Annotated in this window: 15 protein-coding genes; 7 read left to right on the top strand and 8 right to left on the bottom strand. The window is 71.7% G+C overall.

From position 1 onward, the window contains the following. Positions 1–24: 24 nt before the first annotated feature. Complete coding sequence (locus RM445_RS25830) at positions 25–1,926, bottom strand: ABC transporter ATP-binding protein (protein WP_397469399.1); 1,902 nt, start codon at positions 1,924–1,926, stop codon at positions 25–27. Positions 1,927–2,028: 102 nt separating this feature from the next. Beyond that, positions 2,029–2,904 (bottom strand): molybdenum cofactor guanylyltransferase, encoded by an 876-nt coding sequence (gene mobA / locus RM445_RS25825; RefSeq protein ID WP_311559450.1) that lies wholly within the window; start codon positions 2,902–2,904, stop codon positions 2,029–2,031. A gap of 180 nt (positions 2,905–3,084) precedes the next feature. Between mobA and RM445_RS25820 the strand changes: the two genes are divergently transcribed. Further along, the gene (locus RM445_RS25820) at positions 3,085–4,425 is read left to right on the top strand and encodes an AI-2E family transporter (protein ID WP_311559449.1); all 1,341 of its coding nucleotides are present in this window, start codon (positions 3,085–3,087) and stop codon (positions 4,423–4,425) included. A gap of 20 nt (positions 4,426–4,445) precedes the next feature. On the opposite strand, the gene RM445_RS25815 is transcribed toward RM445_RS25820, so the two are convergent. Next, entirely contained in the window at positions 4,446–5,144 is a 699-nt protein-coding gene (locus RM445_RS25815; protein ID WP_311559448.1) for a DUF429 domain-containing protein, read from the bottom strand. On the opposite strand from RM445_RS25815, the gene RM445_RS25810 reads away from it, so the two are divergent. After that, on the top strand, positions 5,133–5,606 hold the full coding sequence (locus RM445_RS25810; RefSeq protein WP_311559447.1) for a ribose-5-phosphate isomerase: 474 nt from the start codon (positions 5,133–5,135) through the stop codon (positions 5,604–5,606). The genes RM445_RS25815 and RM445_RS25810 overlap by 12 nt on opposite strands. Next, complete coding sequence (locus RM445_RS25805) at positions 5,606–6,466, top strand: Fpg/Nei family DNA glycosylase (protein ID WP_311559446.1); 861 nt, start codon at positions 5,606–5,608, stop codon at positions 6,464–6,466. The genes RM445_RS25810 and RM445_RS25805 overlap by 1 nt, the downstream gene beginning before the upstream one ends. 112 nt (positions 6,467–6,578) lie before the next feature. Here RM445_RS25805 and RM445_RS25800 read toward each other — a convergent pair whose 3' ends face one another. Next, positions 6,579–7,346, bottom strand: a complete 768-nt coding sequence (locus RM445_RS25800) for a hypothetical protein (RefSeq protein WP_311559445.1) — start codon at positions 7,344–7,346, stop codon at positions 6,579–6,581. Between the two features lie 155 nt (positions 7,347–7,501). Here RM445_RS25800 and RM445_RS25795 point away from each other — a divergent pair, with 155 nt between their 5' ends. After that, complete coding sequence (locus RM445_RS25795; protein WP_311559470.1) at positions 7,502–8,251, top strand: HAD-IIA family hydrolase; 750 nt, start codon at positions 7,502–7,504, stop codon at positions 8,249–8,251. 273 nt (positions 8,252–8,524) lie between these two features. Next, a complete protein-coding gene (locus tag RM445_RS25790; protein ID WP_311559444.1) occupies positions 8,525–8,692 on the top strand; it encodes a hypothetical protein in 168 nt (55 codons plus the stop codon). Positions 8,693–8,712: 20 nt separating this feature from the next. On the opposite strand, the gene RM445_RS25785 is transcribed toward RM445_RS25790, so the two are convergent. The 3 genes from RM445_RS25785 to RM445_RS25775 form a co-directional block, all read right to left on the bottom strand. After that, on the bottom strand, positions 8,713–9,741 hold the full coding sequence (locus tag RM445_RS25785; protein WP_311559443.1) for a sigma-70 family RNA polymerase sigma factor: 1,029 nt from the start codon (positions 9,739–9,741) through the stop codon (positions 8,713–8,715). Positions 9,742–9,864: 123 nt separating this feature from the next. After that, positions 9,865–10,182, bottom strand: coding sequence for a MoaD/ThiS family protein (locus RM445_RS25780; protein ID WP_311559442.1), 318 nt, complete (start codon positions 10,180–10,182; stop codon positions 9,865–9,867). After that, entirely contained in the window at positions 10,179–11,294 is a 1,116-nt protein-coding gene (locus RM445_RS25775; RefSeq protein WP_311559441.1) for a WD40/YVTN/BNR-like repeat-containing protein, read from the bottom strand. The genes RM445_RS25780 and RM445_RS25775 overlap by 4 nt, the downstream gene beginning before the upstream one ends. A gap of 220 nt (positions 11,295–11,514) precedes the next feature. Between RM445_RS25775 and RM445_RS25770 the strand changes: the two genes are divergently transcribed. Together RM445_RS25770 and RM445_RS25765 are read left to right on the top strand one after the other, a co-directional pair. Continuing rightward, positions 11,515–13,731: a hypothetical protein gene (locus tag RM445_RS25770; protein WP_311559440.1), complete on the top strand. Its 2,217-nt coding sequence runs from the start codon at positions 11,515–11,517 to the stop codon at positions 13,729–13,731. Positions 13,732–13,970: 239 nt separating this feature from the next. Continuing rightward, positions 13,971–15,455 carry a polysaccharide lyase family 7 protein gene (locus tag RM445_RS25765; protein ID WP_311559439.1) on the top strand — a complete coding sequence of 495 codons (1,485 nt, stop codon included), beginning with the start codon at positions 13,971–13,973 and terminating at the stop codon, positions 15,453–15,455. 71 nt (positions 15,456–15,526) lie between these two features. Here RM445_RS25765 and RM445_RS25760 read toward each other — a convergent pair whose 3' ends face one another. Further along, positions 15,527–17,074 (bottom strand): amino acid permease, encoded by a 1,548-nt coding sequence (locus RM445_RS25760; RefSeq protein WP_311559438.1) that lies wholly within the window; start codon positions 17,072–17,074, stop codon positions 15,527–15,529. Between the last annotated feature and the right edge of the window lie 39 nt (positions 17,075–17,113).

Here is a 17,113-nt window from a genome sequence, read left to right as displayed (position 1 = left end):
CCCCCGGCTGCGGGCGGCGCATGCCTATGCGGTGGCGACCAGGGCCGCGTCGCGCGCCTGGTCGACCGCCTGGTCGAACTGCGTGCGGTACAGCTCGGCGTACCGGCCATCGCGGGCCAGCAGCTCCGGGTGCGTGCCGCGCTCGACGATGCGGCCGCCCTCCACCACGAGGATCAGGTCCGCGGCGCGGATCGTGGACAGCCGGTGCGCGATCACGACCGCGGTGCGCCCCTCCAGCGCCTCGGCCAGGGCCTCCTGCACGGCGGCTTCTGACGTGGAGTCGAGGTGGGCCGTGGCCTCGTCGAGGACGACGACGCGGGGCCGGGCCAGCAGCAGCCGCGCGATCGTCAGCCGCTGCCGCTCACCGCCGGAGAGCCGGTAGCCGCGCTCGCCGACCACCGTGTCCAGCCCGTCCGGCAGCGCCACGACGAGTTCCTCCAGCCGGGCCCGCCGCAGCACGTCCCACAGCTCCGCCTCGGTCGCCTCCGGCCGCGCCAGGAGCAGGTTGCTGCGGATCGACTCGTGGAACAGGTGCCCGTCCTGCGTCACGAGGCCGAGTGCCCCCCGGATCGTGTCGAACGACAGCTCCCGCACGTCGACCCCGCCGAGCCGCACCGTCCCGGCGTCGACGTCGTAGAGCCGCGGCAGCAGCTGGGCGACCGTCGACTTGCCGGCCCCCGACGATCCCACCAGCGCCACCATCTGCCCCGGTTCGGCGCGGAACGACACGTCGTGCAGCACCTCGACCCCACCCCGGTCGTCGAGCTGGGCGACGTCTTCCAGCGATGCCAGCGACACCGCTGTCGCGGCCGGGTAGGCGAACCGCACGTGCGACAGCTCGACCGACAGCGGCCCGGCGGGCAGCGGGCTGGGCCGCTCCGGCTCCTGGATGAGCGGCGGCAGGTCGAGGATCTCGAACACCCGCCCGAAGCTGACCAGGGCGGTCATGACCTCCACCCGGGCACCGGCCAGCCCGGTGAGCGGTGCGTAGAGCCGCGTGATCAGCAGGGCGAGCGCGACGACGTCGCCCGGAGCCATCCGGCCGTTGAGCGCGAGGTACCCGCCCAGGCCGTACACCAGCGCGAGGGCGAGTGCCGAGACCAGCGTGAGCGCGGTGACGAAGACCCACTGCACCATCGCGGTGCGCACCCCGATGTCGCGCACCCGTGCCGCCCGGTCGACGAACTCCCGCGACTCGTCCGCCGGCCGGCCGAACAGCTTGACCAACGTCGCCCCGGGCGCGGAGAACCGCTCGGTCATCTGGTTGCCCATGGCCGCGTTGTGGTCGGCCGCCTCGCGCTCCAGCCGGGCGAGCCGTCGCCCGATCCGCCGTGCAGGCACCACGAAGACCGGCAGCAGGACCAGGGCGAGCACGGTGACCTGCCACGACAGCGTCAGCATGACGCCGAGTGCCAGTGCGAGCGTGACGACGTTGCCCGCCACCCCGGACAGCGTGTCGCTGAACGCCCGCTGCGCCCCGATGACGTCGTTGTTCAGCCTGCTCACCAGCGCTCCGGTACGGGTGCGGGTGAAGAAGGCCACAGGCATGCGCTGGACGTGTGAGAACACCGTCGCGCGCAGGTCCAGGATCAGCCCCTCGCCGATCCGGGCGGAGAACCACCGCGTGACCACGCCCAGCGCTGCCTCGGCCACGGCGATGACCGCGATCAGCACGGCGAGGCCGACGACGGTTCCCGGCGGCCCGTGGGTGTCGATCGTGTCGATCACCCGGCCGGCGAGCACCGGCGTCGCCACCGCCAGCACGGCACCGAGGACGCTGAGCACGAGGAACACCGCCAGCCGCCGCCGGTGTGGGCGGGCGAACCCCGCGATGCGGCGCAGCGTGGAGCGCGAGAACGGCCGTGTCTCGTCGTGGGCGTGCATCGCCTGGTACAGCGAGTTCCACGCCTGCATTTCCATACTCATGGCACGCCCGTTCCGCTCGGCCGGTGTCCGGGGACAGTGTGTCGCCAGGCACCGACAATTCCTGGAACCGACGCTAGAACCTCGATGATGGTTGAGGTCAACTCAGCAGTGCTCACCGGCCCGCAGGAACGCCACGATGTCGCCGCGCAGCAGCGGCAGCTCGGGATCCGAGGACGAGTGGCTCGCGGCGCCGGGCTCGTCGACCACGGCGACGACCGACCTGTCGAAGGTGAGCCCCGCTGCCGCGGCGGCGGCGCGGGCCGTCGCCGCATGCACCGTCCGAGGCCCGGTGTCCATCCGGCCCGCGAGCGCTCCGAAGCACTCGACCTGCACCGACGGTGCGAGGCGGCCGCGGACTTCCCGATACTCGGCCGGCGTGTTGACGTCGAGCAGCGACTCCAGCCGAGGATCGGCGGCGGCCAACGCCCGGTCGGCGAGCAACGCGGACTCGTCGAGCGTCAGCACGCGGCACCGCTCGATCAGCGTCTGCACGCGCAGCGTGCCGGCGTCGACGAGCTCGGCGATCCGCGGAGCGAGGACGGTGCGGTAGGCGGCGGCCAGCGGCTGCGCGTGCCCCCCGGCGACCGGGAGGGCGATCTCCAGGGCCGCGTCCGCGCGCACCTCCCGCACCACCCGGCGGACGAAGGCGGGATGCAGGAGCGGCAGGTCGACGGGGCACACCGCGGCCACCGCGGCATGCCCCGCCGCGGCGGCCAGACCCGTGGCGATGCCCTGCAGCGGACCGCGCCCGGCCACCTGGTCGTCGACGACCTCGACGTGCCCCGGCAACGCAGGCAGCCGCTGCCCCGGCGCCCGCACCACGAACACCGGTCCGTCGACCGCCCGGAGAGCGATCCCCACCGTCCGCTGCAGAAGCGTCGAACCGTGCCATTCCAGGCCCGCCTTCGCCGTGCCCATGCGGGTCGAGCGGCCGCCGACGAGGACGATCCCGGCCACCAGTGGGCTACTGTCGGTCACTCCGACGGTTGTACTCGACGGCCGAGGTCGTCGAACACTCCAGAGGTGGTGCAATCGCCTCGATGGCACCGAACCGGACTGGGAGAGCCGACGGGCGGGTACCGCACGTCGGGCGGCCTCCATCGGCCCGCCGGATGAGCGAGGGCCGAGCAGGCGAGGGCCCGGACAAGTGAGGGCAGGTTGACCACCGTCGAACCCCGACCGCGCGGCCGGAGCACGGCGATCGCGGACGGCCTGGCCTTCATGGCCCGCTGGAGCCTGCGGCTCGCGCTGATCGGCCTCGGATGCGCGCTGCTGTGGTGGCTGATCGCCCGGCTGTGGGTGATCGTGATGCCGGTCCTGCTGGGCCTGCTGATCACCACCGTCCTCTACCCGCCCGCCCGCTGGCTGCGGCGTCGCGGGGCCCCTCCGGCACTCGCCGCCGCAGCCGTCCTGCTCGGGGCGTTGCTGCTGCTCGCGGCCGTCGTCTACTTTCTCGCGACGTCGATCACCGGCGGGGTCTCGGAGATCGCCACCAGCGCGGTGGCCGGCATCCAGTCGATCCAGAACTGGATCTCCGGACCGCCGCTCAACATCGGTGCGACCCAGTTCGACGCGCTGCTGCAGCAGGTCACGCAGCGGTTGCAGAACAGCGTCACGACCATCGCCAGCGGAGTGCTCACCGGTGTCGGCACGCTCGCCTCGCTGGTCGTCACGGGCCTGCTCGCGATCGTGCTGGCCTTCCTGTTCGTCAAGGACGGCGACCGGTTCCTGCCGTGGCTGCGCGGGGTCGTCGGCCCGCGGGCCGGTGGGCACCTGAGCGTGGTCCTGAGCCAGATCTGGGGCACGCTCGGCGGCTTCATCCGCGGACAGGTCCTGGTCAGCCTGTGCGACGGCGTGTTCATCGGGATCGGCCTGCTGATCGTCGGCGTGCCGCTCGCGCTGCCGTTGGCGGTGCTGACGTTCATCGGCGGGTTCGTGCCGATCGTCGGTGCCCTCTTCGCCGGTGCGCTGTCGGTGCTCGTGGCACTGGTCACCAACGGCTTCACCTCCGCGCTGATCGTGCTCGGGATCGTGCTGCTCGTGCAGCAGGTGGAGGGCAACGTTCTGCAGCCGATCCTGCAGGGCAAGAGCCTGAACCTGCATGCCGCGGTGGTGCTGCTCGCGGTCGCCGCCGGCGGCACGCTCTACGGCATCGCCGGGGCGTTCCTCGCGGTGCCGGTCGCCGCCGCAGGGGCGACGGTGCTGCGGTACCTGTTCGAGCAGGTCGACCGGACGTCGGAGGACGACGACACCGATGCGCCGGCCGACCCGGAGGCGGCGCAAGCGGCGGGCGTGCCGCCGGCGGGGGAGCAGCCGGACGCGGAGCGGGTGGACGGTGCCGCCGTCAACGGCCCGGCGGTCGTCGACGTGCCGGCCGACATGCGGGGCGCGGTCCCGGAGCCCCGGCCGGACGCGCCGAACCCCGAGCAACTGGAGATCGCCGACGACCCCAGCGCGGCCCCCCCGATCTCCGAGGAGCGGCGGCTCTCGCGGGGGTGACCCGAGCGTGGCCGCCCGCGTCAGACGATCACCCGCATCGGCCGGCCGCGGTCGTCGACCTCCTCGCCGAGCACGTCTGCCATGCCCTCCGCCCACCGCTGTGCGGACCAGGCCGCCGCGAGCGCGTCCAGCACGTCGTCGAGCCGGGCTCCGGACGGCAGGTCGCCCAGCGCCTCCCCGACGTCGAGCCAGCGCGCCAACGCCGCGATCCGCTGCCCCGCGCCGCGGGCCGTCTTCTTCGGCGCGAAGCCGACGTCGGGCGCGAGGGTGCGCAACGACACCTCGGGGTGCACCTCGACGACGTGGTCGGGCAGCACCAGCGCGTCCCACTCGCGGATCTTGGGGCCGATGTGGAACGTCTGCAGGCTGATCGCCCGCCCGGTCAGCCGACGCGCGACCGCGAACGCCTCGTCGGGCGTCGACGCCGCGAGCACCGGCCGCGGTGGCGCGGGGAACACCGACGATCGCGCGCGGCCGAGGCGGCGCGCGCAGGCCACGTCGCACGCCCGGGGTGACGTGCCGACGGGCAGGCCGAGCGGGATGTCGACGCCGACCGCCGCGTACCCCGCCGTCGCCTCCAGCACGGCGGCGGCCGAGGCGACCACGGCCCACGCGACGCGCCCTCCGGAGACCCGCGCGACCACCCAGCCGCCGGGTACACCGTCGACTCCGGCGATCCCTGCCGGGATGGGGCAGGATGACGAACCGTGCGCGTCCATCTCGGCTCCGACCACGCCGGCTTCGAACTCAAGGCCCACCTGATCGCCCACCTCGCCAGTCTGGGGCACGAGCCGATCGACGTCGGACCGCCGACCTACGATCCCGCCGACGACTACCCGCCGTACTGCATCGCCGCCGCACAGGCCGTGCTCGACGACCCCGGCAGCCTCGGCATCGTCATCGGTGGGTCGGGCAACGGCGAGCAGATCGCCGCGAACAAGGTGCCGGGTATCCGGTGCGCGCTCGCGTGGAGCGTCGAGACCGCGCAACTGGGACGGCAGCACAACGACGCCCAGGTCGTAGCGATCGGCGCGCGCATGCACAGCCTGGAGGACGCCGCAGCCCTGGCCGAGACGTTCGTGGCGACGCCGTTCTCGAAGGACCCCCGCCACCAGCGGCGCATCGACATGGTCGCCGATTACGAGCGCACCGGCACGCCCCCGCCGCTGCCCGGCAGCTGATGCCCGAAGGCCACACCCTCCACCGCCTCGCCGCCCTGCACACCCGCCGCTACGTCGGGCGTCCGGTCGCGGTCTCCAGCCCTCAGGGTCGCTTCGCCACGAACGCGGAGATGGTCGACGGCCGCGTGCTCGAGTCGGCGGAGGCGCACGGGAAGCACCTGTTCCACCACTACGGCCCCGACCTCGTCGTGCACGTGCACCTCGGCCTGTACGGGAGGTTCTCCGACGACCGGCTGCCGGTCGAGGAGCCGCGCGGCCAGGTACGCATGCGGGTGATCGGCGAGACGCACTACGGGGACCTTCGCGGCCCCACCGCCTGTGAGCTGCTCACCGACGCCGAGGTCGACGCCATCCACGCCCGGCTCGGCGCCGACCCGCTGCGCGACGACGCCGACCCGGACAGGGCCTGGGCCCGGATCTCGCGCTCGCGGGCGCCGCTCGCGACGCTGCTCATGGACCAGTCGGTGATCGCTGGCGTGGGCAACGTCTACCGGGCCGAGGCACTGTTCCGCCACGGGCTCGACCCGCAGCTGCCCGGCCGCAAGCTGACCCGCGCGTGCTGGGACGAGCTGTGGGTCGACCTGGTCGACCTGCTCCACGACGGGTACCGCCGCGGGAAGATCGAGACCCTGCGGTCCGAGCACGACCCGCGGCTGGTCGACGGCGTCGGCCCGTGCGCCCGCGCGACCTACGTCTACAAGCGCACCGGGGAGCCCTGCCTGGTCTGCGGGACTCCGGTCGCGCACGCGCGCCACCTGGCCCGCAACCTGTTCTGGTGTCCGGTGTGCCAGGCACCCGAACCCGTCAGGCCGGCGCGGCGGGCAGCACGGCGGACGACGACGCGGCTCGAGCGCCGGTAGGCACCGACCGCGACACCCGTGCTCCGGAACGAGCCGACCGGCCCGGGAACGTGCCACCGGGCCGGTCGGAGAGGCGGGCCGAGGGCCGCTCAAGTCGCTTCGTGCGGGTGGATCAGAAGAAGTCGCCCCCGCCGCCCCAGTCGCCGCCGCCGAAGTCGCCACCCCAGTCGCCACCGGTGTCGCCGACGTCGGCGCCCTGGTCGCCACCGACGTCGCCGCCGGAGCCGTCGACTCCGTCCGCGGCCATGCCGTCGGCGTACCCGTCGGCGTACGCCACCCCCGACATGCCGCTGAACATGGAGGTGAACAGCAGCGCCGACCCCAGGCCCCAGGCGCCGGCGACCAGTGCGGGGCGCCACCACGGCTCGGAGTACCAGCCGCGGGGGACGGGCCGACCGGCGACCATGCCGCCGGGGTAAAAGTGCGTGTTGCGGCCCGTCGGGTCCGGCGAGGCGCCGTAGCGATGGCCCTCCACCTCGACCTCGCGGGCCTCGCTGACCGCGCCGGCCTGCTGCTGGCCGGGTAGCGGGGGCAGCTCGGGCCCGGGGTCCAGGCCCATCGCGCTGCGTGCGGCGCGGACGTAGTAGAGGCCCTCGTACGCGGTCTCGGTCACGCCGCGCGCCTGGGCGGCGCTCCGCGCCTGGTCCATCTGGGATCCCGCGGCGGTGTAGCGCTCCGCCGCGTCGGCCAGCGCCTGCTTCGCGGCGTCGTTGGTGCCCACCAGGTTGAGCACCTGCCCGCCGAGGCGCTCGACCCACCGGCGTGCCTCGGTCTTCGCGTCGTCCAGTTCACGCGCCTTGGTGGCCTGCTGCTGGCGGACCAACCAGGCCACTCCGGCGATGATGGCCACCACGACCAGCAACGTCAGTATGGAACCCACGTCCTCACTCACTCCTCGGTGCCGGAACCGGCGGCGTCCTGAACAACGGGCAACCGGGACGGAACGTTCCCGACACCTCCGGTCTCGTGCCGGGTCCTGCGGCTACTCTGACGGTCGTGCCCGAGCCGAAACCCGTCACGTCCTGGATGTCCGACATGGACGGTGTTCTCGTCCACGAGGGCAAACTGATCCCGGGAGCCGACACGTTCGTCGAGCGGTTGCGGGCGACAGGCACGCCCTTCCTGGTCCTGACGAACAACTCGATCTACACGCCTCGCGACCTGCGCTACCGGCTGCTCAACACCGGTCTCGACATCCCGGTGGAGGCGATCTGGACCTCCGCGCTGGCCACGGCGACGTTCCTGAACGACCAGCGGCCCGAGGGCAGCGCCTATGTGATCGGCGAGGCCGGGATGACCACCGCGCTGCACGAGATCGGCTACGTCCTCACCAGTTCGGCGCCGGACTACGTGGTGCTCGGTGAGACGCGGACCTACAGCTTCGAGGCGGTGACCACCGCGATCCGGCTGATCCAGGGCGGCGCCCGGTTCGTCGCCACCAACCCGGACCCGACGGGGCCGTCGACCGAGGGCGACCTGCCGGCGACGGGCTCGGTGGCGGCCATGATCAGCAAGGCGACCGGCGTGGAGCCCTATTTCGTGGGCAAGCCGAACCCGCTGATGATGCGGGCGGCACTGAACAAGCTGCAGGCACACTCCGAGACGACGGTGATGATCGGCGACCGGATGGACACCGACGTCGTCGCCGGTCTCGAGGCCGGGATGCGCACCGTGCTCGTGCTCACCGGGATCACCCACGCGGCGGACATCGACCGCTTCCCGTTCCGGCCGAGCCGCGTGGTCGACTCGATCGCGGATCTGGTCGACGAGCTGCCGACGGCCTGAGCGGCGCCCGCCGAGGCGGCCCCGATGGTCCACGCCGACGGGCACGCCGGCGTGGACCGACCGGCGGGGAGGGGATTTCCACCGGCGGAGACTCTGCCCGAGGCGGAGCGGAACGGACGTTGTCTCTGGCGATGACTCGGCCGGAGGCTGCTGGGCGTTATCGCGCGGTGTCTCGATGGTGGAGAAAATCTTTGCGTCGTCATCACCGTCGGTTGAACGGCGCGCCACGCTCGGCTGCGGCGAATGACACCGTTGTGATTTACCCTGGGTGCCGTGGACGTCACTGATGCAGCAACTGAGATGACCATCTGGTGGGGCTGTGCCGACTGCACCGTGGACGTCGAGCTGACCGCGGCCGACGCGGCAGGCTTCCTGCCGACCTGCCCGGACTGCTCGGGATCCCTGCACGAGCTGTGGCGCTGGGAGCTGCGCGCCGCCTGACCGGCGGCGCGCCCGCGCCGCTACCGGTCGGCCGCCTGCTCGCCCGACGTGTCCGCCGCCTCCAACGTGAGGGGGAGCCCGAAGAGCGGGAACAACGCGGGGGTGTCAAGGAACGAGTTGATCGCGGTGATCTTCCCGTCGGAGATCTCGAGGACCTGCACGGCCCACGCCCGGTAGCCCCCGTCCGGCGTCGGGTGGTAGTGGCCGAACGCCGGCATGCCGTTCGCCACCGTCGGCACCAGCCGCGATCCCCGGCAGACGGAGCCGACCCCGAGCATCCACTGCCGGATGTTGTCCGGGCCGCGCATCCAGAGCGGATACGGCGGCATCGACAGCGTGGCGTCTTCGGTCAGCAGGGACGTCAGCGAGTCGAGGTCGTAGCGCTCGAACGCGTCGAGGTAGCGGCCGAGCAGCTCGCGCTGGCCCTCGTCCTCCGGCTCGACGACGTCGGCCGGGGTCAGCCCCGTGGAGTCCATCGTGGCCCGCGCCCGTTGCAGCGCGCTGTTCACCGAGGCGACGCTCGACCCGAGCAGGGCGGCCACCTCGTCCGCCTTCCAGCGCAGCACCTCACGCAGGATCAGCACGACTCGCTGGCGGGGCGGCAGGTGCTGCAGCGCGGCCAGGAAGGCGAGGCGGATCGACTCGCGGGCGACCGCGAGCTCGGCCGGATCGGTCTCGGGTGCGAGCACCCGGCCGTCCGGCATCGGCTGCAGCCACACCGACTCGGGCAGCACGTCGCCCAGCGGGCCCTCGCCCGAGCCCTCCGGCCCCATCTCCATTGGACGGGCGCGGCGGTTGCGGCCGTCCAGCATGTCGAGACAGACGTTCGTCGCGATCCGGTAGAGCCACGACCGCAGCGACGAGCGCCCCTCGAACCGGTCGTGACTCCGCCACGCCCGGACCATCGTCTCCTGCACGGCGTCCTCGGCTTCGAACGCCGAGCCCAGCATGCGGTAGCTGTACGCGACGAGCTCCCGGCGATGCTGCTCCAGCTGCCGTTCGAGCTCCTGCGGCGGCGCTGCGACTCCGCCCATCCCCGCTGGGGTCATCCCTTGCTCCTTCTCACGCTCGTGCCGAACGATCCCGAGCGCCGCCCATGCTAGGAGCGGACACCGACAAAACCGGATCGCCCGCCCCGAACGGAGGCCCCGATGCGGTGCGCGGTCCGCGGCTCAGCCCCCCGCCATGGCTCCCACGACCAGCAGCGGCTCCGCCCCGGTCACGACCGCGTCCGGCAGAGGGTCGTCCGGCGGCTCGTGCGACAGGTCGCGTTCACAGGCGAAGAACCGCACGAACGCGCGGCGCCGAAGCGTGCCGTATTCGCGGATCGTGCCGCGCAGCACGGGGTGACGCGCCTCGAGCGCGTCGAGCACCGAGCGCTGGGTGACCGGGCTGTCGACGCGGAGCACGACCTCCCCGTCGACCCGGCCGAGGACGCGCAGGTGGGCGGGCAGCACGATCCGGATCGTGTGCGTCGTGGGTGCTGTCACGGCAGTGTCTGCACTTCCACCGAGAGCACCGCCGGCAGGTCGCGGACTATTGGCGCCCATGTCTCACCCGCGTCCGGCGACCCGTACACCTGCCCGCCGGTCGTACCGAAGTAGACGCCGCAGTCGTCCAGCGTGTCGACCGCCATCGCGTCGCGCAGCACGTTGACGTAGCAGTGCTCCTGAGGAAGGCCGCGGGTCAGCGGTTCCCACTCGTCGCCGCCGGTCCGGCTCCGGTAGACGCGTAGCTTCCCGTCGAACGGCACGTGCAGGTAGTCGCTGGTGATCGGGACGACGTAGATCGTCTCCGGCTCGTGGGCGTGTACCTCGACGACGAATCCGAAGTCGGTCGGCAGGTTCCCGCTGATCTCGCGCCAGTTCTCGCCGCCGTCGTCGCTCCGCATGACGTCCCAGTGCTTCTGCATGAACAGCGTGTCGGGCCGCGTGGGATGCATCGCGAGGTGATGGACACAGTGGCCGACCTCCGCGTCCGGGTCCGGGATGCCGTCGGACCTCAGCCCGCGGTTGATCGCCCGCCAGGTCTTGCCGCCGTCGTCCGTCCGAAACGAGCCTGCAGCCGAGATCGCGGTGGTGATGTGCGCGTCGTCGCGCGGGTCGAGCAGGATCGTGTGCAGGCACATCCCGCCTGCTCCGGGTTGCCACGACGGGCCGGTGCCGTGGCGGCGCAGGGCCGGCAGCTCCTGCCAGGTGGCGCCGCCGTCGACCGAACGGAACAGGGCGGCGTCCTCCACACCGGCGAAGATCGTGTCCGGGTCGTGGAGCGACGGCTCCAGGTGCCATACCCGGGTGAACTTCCAGGGCACGGCGGTGCCGTCGAAGAACTGGTGGGTGCCCACGTCACCCTCGTAGACGAACTCGTTGCCCACGGGGTTCCAGGTGCGCCCACCGTCGTCGCTGCGCTGGATCAGCTGGCCGAACCAGCCGCCGCTCTGCGAGGCATAGATCCGATCGGGATCCGCGGGGGAGCCCTTGACGTGGTAGATCTCCCAACCCGGGAAGTGCGGCCCGCTGATCTCCCAGTCTCGGCGCGACCCGTCCGAGGTCAGGACGAACGCGCCTTTCCGCGTGCCCACCAGCACCCGCACACCAGTCATCGCGTCGTCCTCCTTCCGGGGCGCGTGCCGCCCTCTGTGACGGACGACCGCGTCGGACCGTGGAACTCATCGATGTCGGGAAAGTCCCGTTCATACACCCAGGGCAGCATCGGTGGAATCCGATCCTCCTATCCGCCGATCCGGACCGCGGCGAAGGGGCTCGACGGCCGGGGCGGTACCGTCCCGCGGCGCACCTGTAGCGCCGTCGACGGGAGGGGTCGTGATGGGCCTGCGACAGTCGCGGGTCGTCCCGCCGCTGGCGGTTGCCGTTCTTGTGGCGGCCATGGCGCTGATCCCCGCGCTGGGTGACCACCGGTTCTACCTCACCGACGACAGCGCCGCGCAGTTCCTTCCCAGCTGGTACCACCTGGGCGAGTTGCTGCGATCGGGACAGTTCCCGCTGCTCGACCCCACGCTGTGGGCCGGCGGCAACATCGCCGCGGAGGCGCTGTTCGGCATCTGGAACCCGGTGCTGCTCGCCACGATGGTCTTCGTCTCGTTCGTGCCGAACCTCGTGGTCGCCTCCGTCATCGTCAAGACGTTCTTCCTCGTGCTGCTCGCGCTGGGTGTCTACGGCCTGGCCCGCGAGTACGACGTGCCGCGCGGGTTCTCGGCCGTCGCCGCCGTCACCGTTCCGTTCGCCGGCGTGACGCTCTATTTCGACGCCGCGTCCTGGTCGTCCGGGCTCACGGCCTTCGCGTTCGTGCCGTGGTTCTGGTGGACGCTGCGGCGCTGCGCCCGCGGTGAGCTCACCCCGCTGATCCCGTTCGTGGCCGGCTACCTCGCGATGACCGCAGGCAACCCCTACGGCGCGCTCGGCGCGTGCCTGGCGGTGGTGGGGCTGTGCGTCGAGTTCGCCTGGACCAGGCGATGGGCCCCGGTCCGCCGGACGCTGCTGGGCGGCATCGCCGTCGGTCTCGTGGCGCCGCTGCCCTACCTGCCCCTGGTGCTCACCCAGTCCGTCACGTACCGCAACGGCTCGACCATCGGCAATAGCGGGCTCATGGTGCCCGGGCTGGGCGACCTGCTCAACGCGTCGACGCCCAGCTTCGCCGCGTGGGTGGACGCCTTCGAACACCCGTACCTGACCGTCCCGGCGACCTATCTGGCCTGGTACGCCCTCCCGCTGCTGCCCTGGCTGCGCTATCACGAGATCGTCCGCGCGCTCTCGTCCCGGATGGCCGTGCCGGTGTACACGGTGATCGGCCTGGCGTTCTCGGTCGGCCCGTCGGAGGCCTGGATGTTCCGCTGGCCGCTGCGGGTGGTGCCCTACTTCGTGCTCCCGACGGCGATCCTGCTGGCGATCGCGCTCGCCCAGGGCCTGGCCGCCGACAACCGTGGCCGCCGGGCGGCCGGCTCGGTGCTGGTCATCCTGGGCGGGGCGTACCTGGCTGAGGCCACCCGCCCGGACCTCGTGTACGCCCACCTGGCGTCGATCCTGCTCGTCGGCGCGCTGACGGCCGCCGCCGTGACCGTCTGGCTGCGGTGGCCCGACCGCCCGGCCGCATCCACGGTCCTGCTCGCGGGATGCGTGGCCGTACTGGCGTTCCAGGTCACGGTGTTCCCGCGCAACCAGAACCTCAACGACTACCGGTTCCCCACGAACGTGGCCACCACCAGCGCTGCGCTGGTGCCGCGTTACCCCGGCACGGTGCTGCAGGTCGCGAACAACGGCGCCGTGGTGCACTCCCCGGATCCGGCGGCCCTGTCGTCCGAGGTGATGTTCGGCAACATGCTGCAGGCGGTCGGGGTGCATTCCGTCACCTCGTACTACGGCATGGGGTTCAAGGCGTTCACCGACGTGCTGTGCATCGAGTTCAACGGCTCGGTCTGTCCGGACGCCCTGCGGCGGGCCTGGGGGCCTCCTGCGCCCGGCGCACCTCCACTCGCCGACCTGCTGCGGCTGGAGACCGTCGTCGTCCAGAACGGGCTGCCCGGAGTCGCCGACGTCCCCGTTCCGCAGGGCTGGCGCGTCGCCGAGCGCACCGTCGCGGTGACCGTGCTGCGCCGGGACGCCGCGTTGCCCCACCCGCAGGGCAGGTTGTCCGACGCCCCGGCCGGCACGGTGGTGGCCGACGACGTCGCGGCCGCGCGCGGCGAGGTCCTCCGGGTCACCGGCGGCCCCGGTGGCACGCTGACCTTCGCCCGGCTCGCCTGGCCCGGCTACACCGCCCGCGTCGACGGCGCGGAGGTGGCCGTCCGGCAGGGCCCCGCGGGCCTGCTCACCGTGGACGTCCCGGCGGGCGCACACGAGGTGGAGCTGGCGTGGTCACCGCCGGCGTTCGTCCCCTCGGTGCTCGCCGCGCTGCTCGGCGCCGCGCTCGCGATCGGGCATGCCCTTGCGCGGGCCATCGGGCGGCGCCGCTCCGGCCTTCGTGAGGCGCCGGTGGCGGCCGAGCCGGTGCCTCCCGTCGCGGAGCCCGTCGCCTCCCGCTGACCTCCGCACCTCTTCTCCGAAAACGCCTCGGGGCCCGGACCCCCTGTGCCACATTCTCGGGCACACCGACCAGCACACGGCCGGCCGGGAAGTCACGGGACGTTGCTCGACACCGAGTTTGAGGGGTCGAACGGCCCCTTGCTTCGGTCTGCCGATTCGCGGCGACGACCAGCACCATCGTTGACGCGGGTGCGGTCGTCGGCACGCGCGAGCACACGATCGTCGGGGGGCCACCACTCATGTTCGGGCACAGAATCTGGCGGCCTGCTGCAGTCACCGTGGTCATGGGCGCGGCGGCGTTCCTGCCGCAGGGGAACGCGATCGCAGCCACGCCGGGCACCATCGACACGGTCTCCTGCTCCCAGCTGTCGGCCGAGATCCGCAACGGCTCACTCAACTGCACACCACTGCGGCACGACGGTGTCGACGGCCTGTTCATCGGCCCGGTGTCGCCGTCGACGAGCCCGGCCGGGGGATCGGCGTCGGGAAGCGCGTCCACCAGCTCGACCACCGGTGGTTCGTCGGACGACAGCGCAAGCGGCTCGAGCGGGCGTTCCGGTCATGACGACTCGGACGACGACGAGTCCGACAGCGACTCCGGCTCGAGCGACTCCGGGTCCAGCAGTTCCAACTCCGACTCGGACGACAGCTCGGACTCCGGCAGTTCGGACTCCAACAGCTCGGACTCCAGCGGTTCGGACGACTCGTCCAGCACCTCGACGTCCGGCAGCTCGACGGACAGCAGCTCGACCGGCACCTCCGGTGGCAGCGTCTCCACCACCGCCGGCGTCACGCTCGGCGCAGCCTCCTGCCCGTCGTCCGTCACCGGTTCCACCGGGACGTCCGCGGCCACCGGCTCGGTCGACACCAGCGGGAACACCACCAGCGGGAACACCGCCAGTGGGAACACCACCGGCGGCACGAGCACCGACACGTCCGGGGCCGCGAGCGTCAGCAACCTCACCGGCACCACCGCCACCACCGGCACGGCGGGAACGACCTCCGCGGCCGACACCGCGGCGTCGTCGGTCGCGGACGCCACCACGGCCGCCGCCGCCCCGGCCGTCGGCACGGCGAACATCCCCGCCGACGTCATCGACCTGGCGCCCTGGTACCTCACCCTGCCGACCGGTGCGGCGGGCAGCCCCGAGACCATCGAGAACCCGGCGCTGGCCAAGTTCACCAACGAGGCCTTCAAGCTCACCGACAAGCGCGACGGCGTGGTCTTCAGCGCCCGTGCGGGCGGCGTCACCACGAAGAACAGCTCCTACCCGCGTTCCGAGCTGCGTGAGATGAACGGGAGCGAGCACGCGGCGTGGAGCAACACGACCGGCTCGCACACCCTGGACGTGTGTGAGGCGATCATGAAGACGCCCACGGTGAAGCCCGAGGTCGTCGCCGCGCAGATCCACGACGCCAGCGACGACGTGATGCAGATCCGTCTCGAGGGCAAGACGCTCATGGTGCAGTACAACGACGGCAAGACCGAGACCGTCATCGACCCGAACTACGTGCTCGGCACGCCGTACAACGTCCGCATCGTGGCGGAGGGCGGCAAGGTCGACGTTCTCTACAACGGCGAGAAGAAGGCCGAGCTGCCGCTGTCGGGGTCGGGCTGGTACTGGAAGGTCGGCGCGTACGTGCAGTCGAGCCCCGAGAAGGGTGAGTCGCCCGACGCCACCGGCGAGGTCGCCGTCTACTCCCTGAAGGTCGTGCACGCCTGACAGCCTGCAGTCCCCTGACGTACGACGGGCCCGGACCTCCAGGGAGGTGCGGGCCCGTCGCGTCGAACGGCTCAGGGAGCGCGCAGCTCCCGCTCGATGTCGGCGAGCCCGGCGTCGTCACCGGATTCACGGATCGGACCGGTGAACCACTTGCGGGCCGAGAGCAGGTACCAGCCGCCGAAGAGGATCAGCGCGGCGACGACGGTGATCGGGGCGAAGTTGACGACCTCCCAGTCGAACTCCGCGGCGCCCGGTACGCCGTTGGGCGACACGGGCAGGATGCCGACGACACAGATGAACGCGATCCACGCGACCGCCAGGGGAGAGATCCACTTGTAGTGCTTGCCCAGGCTCCACGCCCCCGACTCGAACCGGGAGCCGGCCCGGATCCGCAGGATGATCGGCAGCACGAAGGCGATGTTGAGTCCGATCACGGCGATCGAGGTCGCCACGAGGTAGGCGACCAGGCTGAAGAGGCTCGGCACCATGATCAGCCAGGCGAGGATGCCGATCGCGAGCACGGCGTTGACCGGGACGCGGTTGCGGGCGACCTTGCGCCAGAGCCTCGAACCGGGCACGGCGCGGTCGCGGGAGAACGCGAACATCATCCGCGATGCCGACGTGACCGAAGCCGTCCCGCAGAAGAACTGTGCCACGACGGCGATGAACAGGAGGAACTCCGCCCAGGCGTTACCCAGCGAGGTCGTCCAGATGTAGACGACGGCGTTCGCGGCGGCGTCGAGGGTGCCCTGGACGTCCGGGACGGCGAAGGTGATCGCCAGCAGCAGGATCCAGCCGAAGAACACCGACGCGACCACGGCCATGACCATGCCGATCGCCGCGGAGCGAGAGGCCTGCCGGGTCTCCTCGCTCATGTGCGCCGAGGCGTCGTAACCGGTGATCGTGTAGGCGGAGAGGATCAGGCCGAGGACGAAGACGTAGCCGAAGCCGACCCCGGTGAACCCGGAGTTGTCGACGGTCTCGGTGAAGACGAAGGCGACCGACTGGTGCTGGGGAACCACGGCCAGCACGACGACGATCACGGCGACGCCGGCCATGTGCCACCAGGCGGAGATCGTGTTGAGCTGGGCGAGCAGGTTGATGTTGAGCAGGTTCAGCCCGATGTGCAGCGCGATGATCACCGTGAAGACGACGAAGATCGTCGGGGTGTCGGTGCCGACGACGTCCGGGAACCACAGGTTGAGCAGCGCCGTGGTGAAGGTGGCGGCGCCGTAGTCGATCGCGGCGGTGACCGAGATCTGACCGACGAGGTTGAACCAGCCGGTGAACCAGCCCCAGGCCGGGCTGCCGAGCTTGGACGCCCAGAAGTACAGGGCGCCAGCCGTCGGCATCGCCGAGGCGATCTCGCCCATGGCCATCGCCACGAGGATCGAGAAGCCGCCGACGATCAGCCAGCCCCAGGTGATCGCGACGGGACCGCCGTAGTTGAACCCGACGAAGTACGAGGTCAGACAGCCGGCCAGGATCGAGATGATGGTGAAGGAGATGGCGAAGTTGGAGAACCCGCCCATCTCGCGGTAGAGCACCTGGGCATAGCCCAGGCGATGCAGCAGTGCTTCGTCCGAATGCTCGGACGAGCGACTGTGGCTTGCCGACATGAGTTACTCCTGGATCTCGGTCTCCTGATGACCGTTCTC

Origin of the sequence: Pseudonocardia charpentierae (assembly GCF_031845345.1) — a bacterium.
GTDB lineage: Bacteria > Actinomycetota > Actinomycetes > Mycobacteriales > Pseudonocardiaceae > Pseudonocardia > Pseudonocardia charpentierae.
This window is presented reverse-complemented; position numbering and strand designations above follow the sequence as displayed.

Bases quoted from the DNA above. Each gene is read 5' to 3' on its own strand.
- RM445_RS25830 (WP_397469399.1), bottom strand. From the start codon at position 1,926: ATGAGTATGGAAATGCAGGCGTGGAACTCGCTGTACCAGGCGATGCAC.
- RM445_RS25815 (WP_311559448.1), bottom strand. From the start codon at position 5,144: ATGGACGCGCACGGTTCGTCATCCTGCCCCATCCCGGCAGGGATCGCC.
- RM445_RS25805 (WP_311559446.1), top strand. From the start codon at position 5,606: ATGCCCGAAGGCCACACCCTCCACCGCCTCGCCGCCCTGCACACCCGC.
- RM445_RS25795 (WP_311559470.1), top strand. From the start codon at position 7,502: ATGGACGGTGTTCTCGTCCACGAGGGCAAACTGATCCCGGGAGCCGAC.
- RM445_RS25785 (WP_311559443.1), bottom strand. From the start codon at position 9,741: ATGACCCCAGCGGGGATGGGCGGAGTCGCAGCGCCGCCGCAGGAGCTC.
- RM445_RS25775 (WP_311559441.1), bottom strand. From the start codon at position 11,294: ATGACTGGTGTGCGGGTGCTGGTGGGCACGCGGAAAGGCGCGTTCGTC.
- RM445_RS25765 (WP_311559439.1), top strand. From the start codon at position 13,971: ATGTTCGGGCACAGAATCTGGCGGCCTGCTGCAGTCACCGTGGTCATG.
- RM445_RS25760 (WP_311559438.1), bottom strand. From the start codon at position 17,074: ATGTCGGCAAGCCACAGTCGCTCGTCCGAGCATTCGGACGAAGCACTG.